Origin of the sequence: Variovorax sp. SPNA7 (assembly GCF_033807855.1) — a bacterium.
GTDB lineage: Bacteria > Pseudomonadota > Gammaproteobacteria > Burkholderiales > Burkholderiaceae_C > Variovorax > Variovorax beijingensis.
Window position 1 is genome coordinate 600,272 of sequence record NZ_CP138513.1, and the last position, 15,101, is coordinate 615,372.

Consider the following 15,101-nt stretch of genomic DNA (forward strand, 5'->3'; position numbering starts at 1 on the left):
TCAGGAGATCGACATGAGCTGGACCTACGATGGAAAACTGGACCCCGACGAGGCCCTGCGCCTGCTCGACTACCTGTCGGGCGAATCGGGCAACGACTTCGCGATGATGATCGAGAGCAAGGGCTCGCCGATCGAGGGGGAGTCCAAGCGCACGTACGAAGACGGCAAGCAGCGCATGGACATCGGCGGCTACTCGTACAAGTCGGACGTCGTCGTTCCGCCCGGCTCCACCAAGGGCAAGCTGCGCAACCACGCCTTCATCGTGATCCGCGACTGCGATGCGGCCACGGCTTCCATCGCAAGCCTGCTGAAGAGCCAGGACAGCGACCTGAAGGTGACCATCTCGGTCTTCAAGGCCGGTGGCGACAGTTCCAAGGACCTGCAGTCGCACCTCGAATTCGTGCTCGAAGGCGCGCGCGTGAACTGCCACGCCATCGTCACCGGCGGCACGCCCAAGCGGCCCTGCGACCTGATCTTCTTCGACTACACGAAGCTGGAGATCCGTTCGGCGCCGCAGCAGCAGACGGGCGCACGGGGTGCCGTCCGCACCTGCACCTTCGCGGGGAACTGACATGGCCAGCTCCGCCGAACTCCTCAAGTCCGCCGACCCCGTCGGCGCGCTCAAGGCCCTGAGCGACGAGGTCCGCGCCAAGCCCGCCGACAGCAGGCACCGCGTCTTCATGGCGCAGCTGCTGTGCGTGCTGGGCCAGTGGGAACGCGCGCTCAACCAGCTCACCGTCGCGGCCGAGCTCGATGCGCTCGCCGTTCCCATGAAGCAGGTGTATGGCGACGCCGTGCGCTGCGAAGGCCTGCGCGCCGAGGTGTTTGCCGGCACGCGCACGCCGATGATCTTCGGCCAGCCCGACGAATGGCTGGCGCTGCTGATCGAATCGCTGCTGCGCCAGGGCCGCGGCGAGAGCGAGCTGGCCGAGGACCTTCGCCAGCGGGCCTTCGACGGCGCGCCCGCCATCGCCGGCACCATCGACGGCGAGCCCTTCGAATGGCTGGCCGATGCCGACATGCGCCTGGGCCCCGTGCTCGAAGCCTTCGTCAACGGCAAGTACTACTGGATTCCCTACGCCCGGCTCGCGCACATCAAGATCGAGCCGCCCGAGGACCTGCGCGACTGCGTCTGGATGCCCGCGCACCTGCAGTTCGAGAACGGCGGCGAGACCCTGGCGCTCATTCCCACCCGCTACGAAGGCACCGAGCAGAGCGAAGACGGCGAGCTGCGGCTCGCGCGCAAGACCGAGTGGCGCGAACTGCGCCCCGAGGTCTGGGCCGGCTGCGGCCAGCGCGTGCTCGGCAGCGACGCGGGCGAGTACGCGCTCATGGACGTGCGCGAGATCCTCTTCACGCCGGCCGCTGATCGTGGTTGAACTCACCGCCCAGGAACGCCTGCAGCCGTCGCTGCTCGACCGCCTGGTCGACAACGCGCCCACCGAAAAGCGCGAGAGCGACGAGAAGCGAACGCTCACCAAGCAGGCGCTGCGCTCGGCCGTGCTGCGCGACCTGAGCTGGCTCTTCAACGCCACCGGCTTCGGGCTTGCGATGGACGACAAGCAATACCCGAACGCCGCGCGCTCGGTCATCAACTACGGATTGCCTATGCTGTCTGGCCAGTTCACCTCGTCGGTGCAGCGTGTCAGCATGGAACAGGCTTTGAAGAACGCAATCCTGCAGTTCGAGCCGCGCATTTTGTCCCGCACTCTCGAAGTTGAACTCGTCATGGAAGGCTCGGCACTCGACTCGCACAACAGCATCGGCCTGCAGATCCGCGGCATGCTGTGGGCGCAGCCCGTGCCGCTCGAGTTCCTGATGCGAAGCCGTGTAGACCTGGAAGAAGGACGCATCGAGATCGTGGACATGGCGCAAAACCCAAGGTGAGTCCGACATGGACCCTCGGCTGCTGAACCTGTATGAACAGGAACTGCGCTATTTCCGCGAGAGCTCCTCGGAGTTTGCGCGCGCCTTTCCGAAGATCGCGCACCGCCTGGGCATCGAAGGCCAGGAGGTCGCCGATCCGTACGTCGAGCGGCTGATCGAGGCCACGGCCTTCCTGTCGGCGCGCGTCAATCTCAAGCTCGATGCCGAATACCCGCGCTTCACGGGCCACCTGCTCGACATCGTCTACCCGAATTTCCTCGCGCCCACGCCGGCCATGGCGGTGGTCTCGTTCTCGCCCGACCTGGACGACGCCAACCTTGCGACCGGTCCCAAGCTGCCGCGCGGCGCCGGGCTGCGCGCGCGGCAGGCCGTGGGGCAGAACACGCACTGCGAGTTCCGCACCTCGAGCGCGCTGCGCATCTGGCCGATCGAGATCCAGCGCGCCCAGTACTTCACCTATGCGCCCGACCTGCCGCTCGCCACGCACCCCCAGTCCCGTGCCATCCGCGGCGGCCTGCGCATCACGCTGCATGCGACGGCGGGGCTCAACTTCAGCCAGATCGCGCTCGACGACCTGGTGCTGCATCTGGGCGGCGCCGAAGACGTGGCGTGGCAGCTGCAGGAGTGCGCGCTGGGCCAGCCCATCGGCGTGATGGTGCGGCCGCTGTCGCCCACCGGCGCGCTGCAGGGCGCGGCGCAGAGCCTGCCGGCCACGGCGATCCAGCCGGTCGGCTTCGAGGACGATGAAGCACTGCTGCCGGTCACGGCCACCGGCTTCTCGGGCTTTCGCCTGCTGCAGGAGTACTTCGCGTTCCCACAGCGCTTCCAGTTCCTGCGCATCGCCGGGCTGCAATCGGTGCTCGCGGCCATGCCGGTCGCCGAGGTCGAACTGGTGCTGCTGTTCTCGCGCGGCGATGCGGCGCTCGAAAAACTGGTGAGCGCCGACAACGTGCAGTTGCACTGCGTGCCGGTGGTCAACCTGTTCAACAAGCGGCTCGACCGCGTGCCGCTGACCGAAGGCGTGAGCCAGTTCCATCTGGTGCCCGACCGCACGCGCCCGCAGGATTTCGAGGTGCACACCGTCACCGAGGTCATCGGCCACGGCGCTCCGGGCGCCGATGCAGCGGCGGCCGAGCAGGTGTTCCGCCCTTTCTATTCGGCCTTCCATGGCACGCGGCACAGCCACCCGGCCTACTTCACGACCACGCGCGAGCCGCGGATGCTGTCGGTGCGCCAGCGCACCGAGGGCCATCGCAGCAGCCACATCGGCTCCGAGGTCTACATGCAGATCGTCGATCCGCAGCAGGCGCCGTACGCCGCCACGCTGCGGCAGCTCGCGGTGGCCGCGCTGTGCACCAACCGCGACCTGCCGCTCCTGATGCCGCTGGGACGCGACAACGACTTCGATTGCGTCGACTCCTTCCCCGTGCAGCGGGTGCGCATGGTGCGCGGTCCTTCGCGGCCGGTGTCGCCGGTGGTGAGCCAGGGGCTGGGCTGGCGGGTGGTCGATCACCTGGCGCTCAACTACCTGTCGATCTCCGACAGCACGCCGGAGCAAGGCGCTGCCGCATTGCGCGAAACACTGATGCTCTATGCCACGCATGCCGACGAGATGCGCCAGGGCCAGGTGCGCGGGCTGCTCTCGGTCAAGGCCAAGCCCGTGGCGCGCCGCCTGCCGCTCAAGGGGCCGATCGCCTTCGGGCGCGGGCTCGAAGTGACGCTCGAAGTCGACAAGGACGCATTCCATGGCCACAGCGTGTTCCTGTTCGGCGCGGTGATGGCGCGCTTTCTGGCGCGCCATGTGGAGGTCAATCATTTCGTCGAGACCGTGCTGCGCGTGGCGGGCAAGGGCGAGACCATGCGATGGAGGCCGCTGTGCGGGACCCGGCAGATCCTGTGAGCGCCGCCCGGCCGCCCGAAGGCGCGAGCCGGGGGGAGTCGGTCAACACGCGGGTCGACACCGCGCTGCGCGCATGGTCGGCCGAGCCGTGGTCCTTCGATTATTTTGCGGTGCTGCGCCGGCTGGAGTCGGTGGCCGCGACCACGCCGCGATGGGGCCGCGCCTTGCTGCCGAGCGCGGAGCCGGTGCGCGTGGGGCAGGAGCCGTCGCTGTCGTTCGCGCCGGCCAGCTTCAGCCGCTTCGAACCGGCCAGTGCCCACTCGCCGCCGCGCCTGCGCCAGCACTTCTTCAGCTATGTCGGGCCCAACGGTCCGCTGCCGGTTCACCTGAGCGACTTCATCCGCGAGCGCAGCCTGAACCATGGCGACCCCACCTGGCTGGCCTTTCTCGACAGCTTTCTGCACCGCTTCTCGCTGCACTTCTACCGCGCATGGGCGCAGGCGCGGCCCGCGGTGGCGCTCGACCGTCCGGGCGAGGACCGCTTCCGCCTGCAGGTCGGCGCGTTCGTGGGCATCGGCACGCCGGGGCGCATCGAGCGCGACGAGGTGCACGACGATGCCCGCCTGCATTTTTCGGGCTGGCTCGCGCGCCGCGTGCACAACGCCGAGAGCGTGGAGTCGGTGCTGTGCAGCTACTTCGGCGTGCCCGTGAAGCTGGAGCGCTGGGTCGGCCACTGGATGAGCCTGCCCGCGGGCGAGCTCACGCGGCTGGGGCAGGGCGAGAGTTCGCGCTCGATGGGCATGGGCGCGATGCTCGGCACGCGCGCGTGGGACCGGCAGCACCGCGTGCGCCTGCACATCGGTCCGCTCACGCTCGCGCAGTACCGCATGTTCCTGCCGATCGGCAACGCGCAGCCGGTGCTGCAGCGCTGGATGCAGCAGCTGCTCGGCGACGAACTCGAATGGGACGCCGAGCTGGTGCTCGAGACGACGCAGGTGCCCGCCACGCGCCTCGGCCAGGCCAAAGGCAACGCGCCGCGCCTGGGCTGGGTCTCGTGGCTCGGCCAGCGCACGCGTGCCAAGGATGCGGCGGACGTGCGCATCGGCAACCGCCCGATAAGCGCCCGCAGCGCCCAGGCCACCGTGGGAGCCGCCGCATGACGACGACGCCCGTGCATCCGGACATGACGGCGCACGCGGCCGCGCTGGCGCAAGCCGCGGCCCTGGTCAAGGCGCAGAAGCTGGACGCGGCGGGCGAATTGCTGGACCGCATCCTGGAGGCCGCGCCGGCCGACCCCGACGCCCTGCACTACCAGGGCCTGCTGCGCCATGCGCAAGGCCGCAGCAACGAGAGCATCGCGTTGATCGGACGGTCGCTCACGCTGCAGCCCGCGCAAAGCGGCGCCTGGAACAACCTGGGCAACCTGCTGGTCGAGGTCGGCCGCATCGACGACGCGATGCTCGCCTACGGCAACAGCGTCTCCTTCGCGAAAGAAGGCGACGAAGGCGCCGATGCGCTGAGCAACATCGCATCGCTCGAACGCCGCAAGGGCCACTGGCAAGCCGCCGAGCGCGTGAGCCGCCAGGCGATCGAGCTGCGGCCGGAATTCAGCGAGGCCTGGTACAACCTGTCGATCGCGCTGATGGAGCAGGGGCGCATCCACGAGAGCGTCATCGCCAACAGCCGTGCGGTGCTGCTGCAGCCGCGCAACCTGAGCGCCCGCTCGCAGGTGATTCGTGCGCTGGAACTGCTCGGCGAGCATGAACAGGCCCTTGGCATGTACCGCGAGTGGCTGGCCGAAGATCCAGGCAATCCCGTGGTCACGCACCTGCTGGCCGCTTGCGAGGGGCAGGCGCCCGCGCGCGCCAGCGACGGCTATGTGGAGACCGTGTTCGACAGCTACGCCGGAAGCTTCGACGCCAGCCTGGAGAAGCTGCACTACCGCGCGCCCGAGCTGGTGGCGCAGGCAGTGGAGCAAATGCATGGCGCGCCGGCCGCGAGCCTGGCCGTGGTCGATGCCGGCTGCGGCACCGGACTCTGCGCCCCGCTGCTGCGGCCCTGGGCCGCGCACCTGGCCGGCTGCGACCTGTCGGTCGGCATGCTGCAGCGCGCGGAGCAGCGCGGCGGCTACGACGTGCTGCACAAGGCCGAGCTCACCCACTACTTGCAGACCCAGCCCGGCCGCTTCGACCTGGTGATATCGGCCGACACGCTGTGCTACTTCGGCGACCTGCACGAGGTGCTGGCGGCAGCCGCGCGCGCGCTGCGTCCGGCAGGCGGCGTGGTGTTCACGGTCGAAGCCATGCCCGGGGGGCGGGACGACTTCAGGCTCGAAGGCAGCGGCCGCTACCGCCATGCGGCTGCGCATGTGGAGGCCTGTCTTGCGGCCGCCGGCTTCGGTGCCGTGCGCATCGAGCCGATCGTTCCGCGTCGCGAGGCGGGGCAGGACGTGCAGGGGTGGCTGGCCAGCGCAAGGCTTTCTGCGCATTGACGCCGGACACGGATCGCCGAACTTCAAATTTACCGGCATGAATCGTCTTCAACAGATACGGAGTCTTCCATGAGTGAAATCAGTCGCACCGCCCTTTTCGGCAAGCTCAACTCGCTGGCCTACAAGGCCATCGAAGGCGCCACGGTGTTCTGCAAGATGCGGGGCAATCCGTATGTGGAGCTGGAGCACTGGTTCGCCCAGCTGCTGCAGGCGCAGGACTCCGACCTGCACCGCGTGATCCAGCACTACGGCCTCGACGTGTCGGTCATCGCCAAGGACATGACGGCCGCGCTCGACCGCCTGCCGCGCGGCGCCACCGCCATCAGCGACTTTTCCCCGCACATCGAGAACGCCATCGAACGCGCCTGGACCTATGCCACGCTGCAGTTCGGCGAGGCGCAGGTGCGCACCGGCTACATCCTGGTGGGCATGCTGAAGACGCAGAGCCTGCGCAACCCGCTGTTCGGCCTGTCGAAGCAGTTCGAGAAGGTCAAGGTCGAGGATCTGGCCGACAACTTCGTGAAGATCTGCGACGCCTCGCCCGAATCGCAGATGCACGCGCAGGACGGCACCGGCATGGGCAGCGGCGCCCCCGGCGAAGACTCGGGCGCGATGGCGCCCGCGGCCATGGGCAAGGGCGATGCGCTCAAGAAGTTCGCGGTCGACCTCACCGAGAAGGCCAAGAAGGGCGAGATGGATCCGATCACCGGGCGCGACGAGGAGATTCGCCAGATCGTCGACATCCTGATGCGCCGCCGCCAGAACAATCCGCTGCTCACGGGCGAGGCCGGCGTCGGCAAGACGGCCGTGGTCGAAGGCTTTGCGCAGCGCCTGGCGCGCGGCGACGTGCCGCCGCAGCTGAAGGATGTGAAGCTGCTCACGCTCGACATCGGCCTCCTGCAGGCCGGCGCGAGCATGAAGGGCGAGTTCGAACAGCGGCTGCGCCAGGTGATCGACGAGGTGCAGGCATCGCCCACGCCCATCATTCTTTTCATCGACGAGATCCACACGCTGGTGGGCGCGGGTGGCGCGGCCGGCACCGGCGATGCGGCCAACCTGCTGAAGCCGGCGCTGGCACGCGGCAACCTGCGCACCATCGGCGCGACCACCTGGGCCGAGTACAAGAAATACATCGAGAAAGACCCGGCGCTGACGCGGCGCTTCCAGGTGGTGCAGGTGCCCGAGCCCGACGAGGTGAAGGCCATCTTGATGCTGCGCGGCGTGGCCAGCGTGCTCGAGAAGCACCACCGCGTGCAGCTGCTCGATGAGGCCATCGAGGCGGCCGTGAAGCTGAGCCACCGCTACATTCCCGCGCGCCAGCTGCCCGACAAGGCCGTGAGCCTGCTCGACACGGCGTGCGCGCGCGTGGCTGTGAGTCAGCACGCGACGCCGCCTGAAGTTGAAGACTGCATGCGCCGCATCGAGGGGCTCACGGTCGAGCAGGAGATCATCGGCCGCGAGGAAGCCATCGGCATCGACGTGACCAAGCGCGCGGCGCAGGTCACCGCGCTGCTGCTGGAATCGAACGGACAGCTGGAAACGCTCAACGCCCGCTGGAAGGAAGAGAAAGGGCTGGTCGATCGGTTGCTCGAACTGCGCGCGAAGCTGCGGGCGGGGAACAAGCCGGTGGATGCGGCGTCCGCCGAGGGCGATGCGAAAGCCGACGTGCCCCCACCCCAGCCCTCCCCCGGTGGGGGAGGGAGCGAGGACCGCGCCGCGCTGCTTGAAGAACTGCATGCGCTGCAGGCCAAGATCCATGCGGTGCAGGGCGAGTCGCCGCTGATCCTGCCCTCGGTCGACGAACAGGCCGTGGCCTCGGTGGTGGCCGACTGGACCGGCATTCCCGTCGGCCGCATGGTCAAGAACGAAGTGGAGGCGGTGCTCAAGCTCGCCGACACGCTCAACCAGCGCGTCATCGGCCAGAAGCACGGCCTCGAGATGATCGCGCGGCGCATCCAGACGTCCCGCGCGCGGCTGGACAACCCGCAAAAGCCGATCGGCGTGTTCATGCTCTGCGGCACCTCGGGCGTGGGCAAGACCGAGACCGCGCTGGCACTGGCCGAAGCGCTGTACGGCGGCGAGCAGAACATCATCACCATCAACATGAGCGAATTCCAGGAGGCGCACACCGTCTCCACGCTCAAGGGCGCGCCGCCCGGCTACGTGGGCTACGGCGAAGGCGGCATCCTGACCGAGGCGGTGCGCCGCCGGCCCTACAGCGTGGTGCTGCTCGACGAGGTCGAGAAGGCCCACCCCGACGTGCACGAGATCTTCTTCCAGGTCTTCGACAAGGGCTGGATGGAAGACGGCGAGGGCCGCATGATCGATTTCAAGAACACGATCATCCTGCTGACCACCAACGCCGGCAGCGAGCTCGTGATGAGCATGTGCCGAGACCCCGAGCTGCTGCCCGATTCCAACGCGCTGGCCGATGCGCTGAAGGCGCCGCTCATGAAGGTGTTCCCGCCCGCGCTGCTGGGCCGCATCGTCACCATTCCCTACTACCCGCTGTCGCCCGACATGATGAAGAAGATCGTGCGGCTGCAGCTGGGCCGTATCAAGAAGCGCGTGGAGACCAACCACGGCGTGCCCTTCGAGTACAGCGACGCGGTGGTCGACCAGGTGGTTGCGCGCTGTCAGGACCCGGAGTCGGGCGGGCGCGTGATCGACGCGATCCTGACCAACACCGTGCTGCCCACCATCTCGGTCGAATACCTGCAGCGGCTGGCGTCGGGCGGCGAGATCCGCCGCGTCGCGCTGGATGTGAAGGACGCCGACTTCACCTACGCCTTCGACTGAAATGACGACCCGTCTTTCCATTCGTCGGTGTGTGGGGTATTCGGAGCGCGATCACGCCGACGGGGTACCTGGCTCCGCGAATGTCCCCCGGCCTTCGGCCTCCTCCTTGATTTCGCTGCGCAAGGAACCCCATCGGCGTGCTCGTTATGAGCAGCGTTCGCTGATGGGCCGCACACCACCAGCGCGTCCAGTGCGCAGGGCATCGGGTGCTCCCCGCAGCGAAATCAAGGAGGAGGGGCGCAGCCCCGGGGGACATTCGCGGAGGGGAGTACCCGGTGGCCTGTGCACGCGCCCCGAATGCCCCTCTGACGCACGTCGCATCGCCTGCACCCGGCGAGTCGACTGAGCCGCTTCCATTCTTCAAGAGTAAAAAATGGCCGACCACGAGTTCCGCATCGAGACAGATTCACCCGCCAAGGACGACCTGATGTTCTGGCGCATCGTGGGCCACGAGGCGCTGGCGCGCCCGTCGGCCTACGAGCTCACGGTGCTGTCGAAGAACAAGGCGCTCGATGCCAAGGACATTCTCGGCCGCGCCTTCGACGTGGTCATCCAGTTCCAGGACAAGGACGGCGGCATGCACGAGCGCCACTGCCAGGGCCACGCGGTGCGCTTCGTCCGGGCCGGGCACGTGGGCAGGCATTTCGAATACCGCATCACGCTGCGCTCGTGGTTCTGGCTGCTCACCAAGCGCACCAACTCGCGCATCCTGCAGGACAAGAAAGTGCTCGAAGTGCTCGACGCGGTCTTTGAAGACAGCCCGATCAAGCGCTTCAAGAAGACCAAAGCCGGCAACGTCATCGGCACCCACACGCCCAGGCGCTACTGCGTGCAGCACCAGGAGAACGACTACCAATTCCTCTCGCGCCTGCTCGAGGACGAAGGCATCTACTACTGGTTCGATTCGCACGACGCGCCCGGCACCATGCACCTTTCAGACGCCAGCGACCTGGCGCACGAGAAGCTGCCGGTGGAAGCCACCCTGCGCTACATGCACAGCGACGCGAGCGAGGCCCGCCACAACGAGATTTCGCGTTGGGTGAGCGCGCGCCAGTTCGACACCGGCAAGCAGGCTTCGCGCGACAGCGACTTCAAGGCAATCAAGAAGAAGCTGGCTGCCACCATCGACGTGAAGGACGACCACGAACTCGCCGACTTCGAGGAGTTCGAATTCCCGGGCGGCTACTTCACCGGCGACGATGGCGAGAACCGCACCAAGCTGCGCGGCGACGAGCTCAACGCGCGCCGCGACCGCCACTGGGCGCTGACCACCTGGCCCGACGTGGCTGCGGGCCGCAGCTTCAAGTTCGAGGGCGACCCCGACGGCACGCGCAACGGCGACTACGTGATCGCGGCCTGCACCTTCATGGCAAGCCACCCCGGCTATGAAAGCGTGGGCGCCGGCACGGCCGTTCCGCAGGACCTGCGCACGGCACTGGCCGGCGTGCTGCGCGACGACGCGGTGAACGCCGACACGCTGCAGGTGCTGGAAGACCTGATCGCCAGCACGCCGATGCTCAGCACCTCGCAGCCAGGCGCCAGCGCATTCCTGATCACCGCGATACCGATGGAGCGGGCCTACCGCCCGCCGCGCCTCACGCCGCGCGTGACCATGCCCGGCCCGCAGACGGCCATCGTGGTCGGCCCCGCCGGCGACGAGCTGCACGTGGACGACCACGGCCGCGTGAAGGTGCACTTCCACTGGGACCGCTACGACGAGAGCAACGAGAAGTCGACCTGCTGGGTGCGCGTGTCGCAGCCCTGGAGCGGCAAGGGCTGGGGCGGGTATTTCATTCCGCGCATCGGCCAGGAGGTGATCGTCGACTTCATCAACGGCGACCCCGACCGCCCGATCATCGTGGGCCGCGTCTACAACGACGACCAGCCCATACCGTATAAGTCGCCCACGCAGAGCGGCTTCAAGACCCGCTCCACGCCCGGCGGCGGTCCCGCGAACTACAACGAGATCATGTTCGAGGACAAGAAGGGCGAGGAGAACATCAACATCCATGCGGAGCTGGACATGAGCCGCAGCGTGGAGAGGGATGACTCGACCAAGGTGGACCGCGACCAGACGGTGACGGTTAAGCGCGACCAGACCACCACGGTGGTGCGGGACCGCAAGCTGACGGTGGAGAAGAACGACACCACGAGCATCCAGCAATTCCAGAAGCTCACGGTCGGCAAGAACCAGGACAACCACATCGTCGGCCACCAGACGACCCACGTGGACATCGACCATGCGCTGCTGGTCAAGGGCAACCACAAGATCGATGTCCAGGGCGCGCGCACCGACTTCACGAAGGGCAACGAGAGCCGTTTCGTGACCGGAAACCAGACGGTCGCGGTGACCGGCAACATCAGCCAGAAGGCCGCACGCATGACCTTCGAGGCCGGCCACATCGAGTTCAAGGTGACCGGCGCCAATTCGATCAACTGGGACGGCGGCGCGGCGCCCTACACCGCGGCGTTCCAGAAATACAGCCTGACGAGCAACACGCACATCAACATGATCGCGGTCGGGGACATCAACCAGACATCGCTCGGCTCCAACACCACCGTGCTCGGGGCCAACACCAGCGGCTACATCGGCAACAACACCGAGGCCAACCTGGGCATGGCGCAGACCACATTCCTGGGAATGAGCACCGACAACGCGGTCGGCCTGGCCATGAGCAACTTCATCGGCATGCAGATGGAGAACACGCTGGCCATCCAGCTCATCTCGGTGGCGGCCATCGGGGTCGAACGCAAGAACGGCGACCTGAAGGAGGCGCCCTTCCACATCCTCAAGGCGGGCGGCGCGGGCGGCGGAAATGCCGCCACGCCCCGCGTCGACAAGTTGGCGGGCGCCTTCTCGGCGGTGAGCGCCATCTGGGGCTTCTACACGGGGCGTGCCGGCGTCAACGCCACCTTCGACCAGTACACGGAAGCGGCCGCGCAGCTGCGCGCCGCGGCCAACGATCCGGCGTGCGCGTCCGTGCCCGGGCTCCAGGCCCGGCTCAACCGCATGGCCGACGCGACCGACACGCGCCAGGAACAAGGGCGCGCCCTGTCCGGTTCGCACTACGGCACCGACACTGGCATCGGCGCAGCCACCGGCGCCGGTGTCGGCGCGGTGGCCGGCCTGGGCATCTTCGGCATCGTGACGATTCCCGTGGGGACGGTCGCGGGAGCGGTGGTGGGCGGACCGGTCGGTGCGATCACGCGCGCGGCCACCAGCGACGCCGGCGACCAGGCGGACGCGCTCAAGCCGCTCAAGGACGGCTCGGTGCCGCCTCTGCCGCCGGACAATCCGGCGCCGCAAACACCGACACCCCAGGCCGCGCCGTCCGACAGCAACCCCGGCACGCCGCAGCCCGCCGGGCCGGCGTCCTCCCAGCCGGCCGGTCCGACATCATCCCAACCGGCGGGGCCGACCTCGTCCGAGCCGGGCCCGTCCTCTTCCGGTTCCGACGAGCCCTGAGGTACAGCCGCATGCAAGTCGTCAAGCCGCAGGCCATGGGCCTGAGCACCAGACCGATCGAATACCGCCAGCGCTTCGGTCTTTGCATCACCGCGGCCCTGCACGTTCCGTTCGCGCAGGGCGAGAAAGGCTCGCTCTGGGGCGAGCAATCGATGTGGGACTTCCTCGCCGCGGAGATGGGCGAACCGCTGATCGACGAAGGCGTGGCCAAGCTCACGCCGGAGTTCCTCGTGCACGGCAAGGCCTTCGCGCCGCCGCACCAGCCTGCGGCGTGCGCGGTGCGCGCGAGCCTCGGCGGTACCAGCAAGACCCTGCTGGTCTTCGGCCATCGTTTCTGGGACGGCAACCGCGCCAGCGCGCCGCTGCCTTTCGAGGGCATGCCCATCGACTGGGCGCATGCCTACGGCGGGCCGGACATGCCGACGAATCCGGCGGGCATGGGCCGGCAGTTGCGCGACGGCCACCGGCCGCTGCCCAACATCGAGCGCGCGGACGATCCGTTGCGCCATCCCGACCACGCCGCGCAGCCGGCGGGCTGGCATCGGCTGGATCCCGGCCACCCTCAACGCCTGCAATACCGCGGCACCTACGACGCCGACTACCTGAAGCTGCATGCGCCCGGGTTCGCACCCGATCTGGACTGGCGCTACTTCAACCTCGCGCCCGCGGACCAGTGGCTGGACGGACCGCTGCGCGGCGACGAGCCCTTCGTGCTGGAAAACCTGCATCCGCTGCAGCCGCGCATCGAAGGCCGCCTGCCCGGCCTGCGCGCGCGCGTCTTTGCCAGCTATGCGGTGGCCGGCAGCGAACCCAGGCTGCGCGAGGTGCCGATGCGCGCGACGACCGTCTGGTTCTTCCCGCATGCGGAGCGGCTGGTGCTGCTCTTCCATGGCCTGGCGGAGGTCGCGAGCGACGACGGCGCGGACGTGGTGGGCCTCACGGGCGCCGTCGAGCGGCTCGGCGAAGCGAAGGAAGACGCCCACTACCTGCATGTGCTCGCCCAGCGCGCCGACCCGCGCATGGGCGTCATCCACAGCCTGCGCGACAGCGACCTGCTGCCCGAGGGCCTCGACGCCACCGACCCTGCCGCCGAGCGCGCCGGCGAGGCGTTCGCCATGCAGGGCCTGCAGGTGGAAGCGCAGGTGCGGCGTGCCCAGGTCGATGTGGCACTGGCGCGCGAGGAAGCGCGCGCCGCCGGACGCGACCCCGATGCGATGGGCATCGTCATGCCCGAGCGCGAGCCCCAGCCGGCGCCGAAGGAACTGGCGCAGTACGTGGAGCGAAAGATCGAGCAGGCCGAACGCCAGCAGTGGGAGGCACTCAACGAGACGCTGCTCCAGATGGAAAAGGCGCTGACGATCGCCACCGAGCGCGGCATCGATCTCGCGGCGCTGCAGCATCGGGGCCCACCGGTGTTCAAGGCCGAGCGCGAGGTGGAGCGGCTGCGCGGCGTGGCGCAGGCCGCCAATCGCAGCTTCGACGCTCGCGCTGTCTATGGCCCGTTGCTGCAGAAGGAGCTGGTCGAGGTGACCGGCTACCTGGCCAGCGCACACTTGCAGCCGCCGGCACCGCCCATGGCCGCGGCGGAAGCCGCCCAACTGAGGGCGGAGATGGCGGTGGCCGTGCCGGCCGGCCTGAAGCATTTCAGCGGCATGGACCTGACGGGCGCAGACTTCAGCGGCCTCGATCTGCGCGGCCTGAATTTCTCGGGCGCCTGGCTGGAAAGCGTCAACTTCGAGAATGCCAACCTGTCGGGCGCCAACCTGTCCTACGCCGTGCTCGCCCATGCCAACCTGCGCGGCGCGATCGCGGTGGGCGCCTCGCTGGTCGGGGCCAATCTGGGGGGGGCGCGCCTGGCAGGAGCGGTGCTCGAGGAGGCCGACTGCGGCAACGCCCGCTTCGACGGCTGCGACTGGCGCGGCGCGCGCCTGCGCGGCGCCCGCGTGGACGGCGCTTCCTGGATGAACGTGGCGTGGCGCGATGTCGACCTGCAGCGTGCCCACGCGGCAGGGCAGCTCTTCTACAAGCAGGACCTGCGCGGCGCGGTGTTCACCGAAGCCGTGCTGGACGATGCCAACTTCATCGAGTGCGATCTGCGCGGCTGCGACCTGCGCGCGGCGAGCCTGGCGCGCGCGAGCTTCGTCACGTGCAGGCTCGACGGCGCCCATGCGTCTGGCGTGCGCGCCGATGGCGCGGTGTTCGTGGAAGGTTGCACGCTGGTCGGTGCAGACCTCGGCCATGCCTCGTTCGGCGGCGCCAATTTCGGCGGCATGGACCTGAGCCAGGCGTCGCTCGTGGGCAGCGTGCTGGACGGCGCCAACCTGATCGGCACGCGCCTGGCCGGCAGCGATTGGCGCCTGGCGCGCGCCAAGGGTGCGCTCCTGTGCAAGGCTGACCTGGCGCACGCCCGGATGGCGGGAGGCGATTTCAGCCAGGCCGTGCTGCAGCGCGCCGACTTGCGCGGCGCCGACCTGCGGCAGAGCAATCTCTTCGGCGCGGACCTCGCGCGCGTACGGCTCAGTGGCGACACGCGCTTCGACCGCGCGCTGCTCACGCGCGCGCGCACCTGGCCGCGCCTGAAGCCCGAACAACAGGCGGCGCCATGAAGCACCCGCATC

At 68.6% G+C, this 15,101-nt stretch carries 9 protein-coding genes; all 9 read left to right on the plus strand.

Features of this window, described 5'->3' with window-relative positions:
- Positions 1-13: 13 nt before the first annotated feature.
- The 9 genes from RZE77_RS02660 to RZE77_RS02700 all read left to right on the plus strand — a co-directional run bounded on the left by RZE77_RS02660 (position 14) and on the right by RZE77_RS02700 (position 15,089).
- The gene (locus tag RZE77_RS02660) at positions 14-571 is read left to right on the plus strand and encodes a hypothetical protein (protein ID WP_319440576.1); all 558 of its coding nucleotides are present in this window, start codon (positions 14-16) and stop codon (positions 569-571) included.
- Between the two features lies 1 nt (position 572).
- On the plus strand, positions 573-1,379 hold the full coding sequence (locus RZE77_RS02665; RefSeq protein WP_319440577.1) for a type VI secretion system accessory protein TagJ: 807 nt from the start codon (positions 573-575) through the stop codon (positions 1,377-1,379).
- Positions 1,372-1,887: a type VI secretion system baseplate subunit TssE gene (gene tssE, locus RZE77_RS02670; protein WP_319440578.1), complete on the plus strand. Its 516-nt coding sequence runs from the start codon at positions 1,372-1,374 to the stop codon at positions 1,885-1,887. Before RZE77_RS02665 ends, tssE begins: the two co-directional genes overlap by 8 nt.
- A gap of 7 nt (positions 1,888-1,894) precedes the next feature.
- Positions 1,895-3,787 (plus strand): type VI secretion system baseplate subunit TssF, encoded by a 1,893-nt coding sequence (tssF, locus tag RZE77_RS02675; protein ID WP_319440579.1) that lies wholly within the window; start codon positions 1,895-1,897, stop codon positions 3,785-3,787.
- Positions 3,751-4,887: a type VI secretion system baseplate subunit TssG gene (tssG, locus tag RZE77_RS02680; protein WP_405546888.1), complete on the plus strand. Its 1,137-nt coding sequence runs from the start codon at positions 3,751-3,753 to the stop codon at positions 4,885-4,887. Before tssF ends, tssG begins: the two co-directional genes overlap by 37 nt.
- Positions 4,884-6,218, plus strand: coding sequence for a methyltransferase domain-containing protein (locus RZE77_RS02685; protein WP_319440580.1), 1,335 nt, complete (start codon positions 4,884-4,886; stop codon positions 6,216-6,218). The genes tssG and RZE77_RS02685 overlap by 4 nt, the downstream gene beginning before the upstream one ends.
- A 69-nt stretch (positions 6,219-6,287) precedes the next feature.
- Positions 6,288-9,017, plus strand: a complete 2,730-nt coding sequence (gene tssH / locus RZE77_RS02690; RefSeq protein ID WP_319440581.1) for a type VI secretion system ATPase TssH — start codon at positions 6,288-6,290, stop codon at positions 9,015-9,017.
- A 373-nt stretch (positions 9,018-9,390) separates the two neighbouring features.
- Positions 9,391-12,483 (plus strand): type VI secretion system Vgr family protein, encoded by a 3,093-nt coding sequence (locus RZE77_RS02695; RefSeq protein ID WP_319440582.1) that lies wholly within the window; start codon positions 9,391-9,393, stop codon positions 12,481-12,483.
- Between the two features lie 11 nt (positions 12,484-12,494).
- Positions 12,495-15,089 (plus strand): DUF2169 family type VI secretion system accessory protein, encoded by a 2,595-nt coding sequence (locus RZE77_RS02700; protein ID WP_319440583.1) that lies wholly within the window; start codon positions 12,495-12,497, stop codon positions 15,087-15,089.
- The last annotated feature ends 12 nt before the right edge of the window (positions 15,090-15,101 follow it).

Bases quoted from the DNA above. Each gene is read 5' to 3' on its own strand.
- RZE77_RS02695 (WP_319440582.1), top strand. From the start codon at position 9,391: ATGGCCGACCACGAGTTCCGCATCGAGACAGATTCACCCGCCAAGGAC.
- tssG (WP_405546888.1), top strand. From the start codon at position 3,751: ATGGAGGCCGCTGTGCGGGACCCGGCAGATCCTGTGAGCGCCGCCCGG.
- RZE77_RS02665 (WP_319440577.1), top strand. From the start codon at position 573: ATGGCCAGCTCCGCCGAACTCCTCAAGTCCGCCGACCCCGTCGGCGCG.
- RZE77_RS02660 (WP_319440576.1), top strand. From the start codon at position 14: ATGAGCTGGACCTACGATGGAAAACTGGACCCCGACGAGGCCCTGCGC.
- tssF (WP_319440579.1), top strand. From the start codon at position 1,895: ATGGACCCTCGGCTGCTGAACCTGTATGAACAGGAACTGCGCTATTTC.
- RZE77_RS02685 (WP_319440580.1), top strand. From the start codon at position 4,884: ATGACGACGACGCCCGTGCATCCGGACATGACGGCGCACGCGGCCGCG.
- RZE77_RS02700 (WP_319440583.1), top strand. From the start codon at position 12,495: ATGCAAGTCGTCAAGCCGCAGGCCATGGGCCTGAGCACCAGACCGATC.
- tssH (WP_319440581.1), top strand. From the start codon at position 6,288: ATGAGTGAAATCAGTCGCACCGCCCTTTTCGGCAAGCTCAACTCGCTG.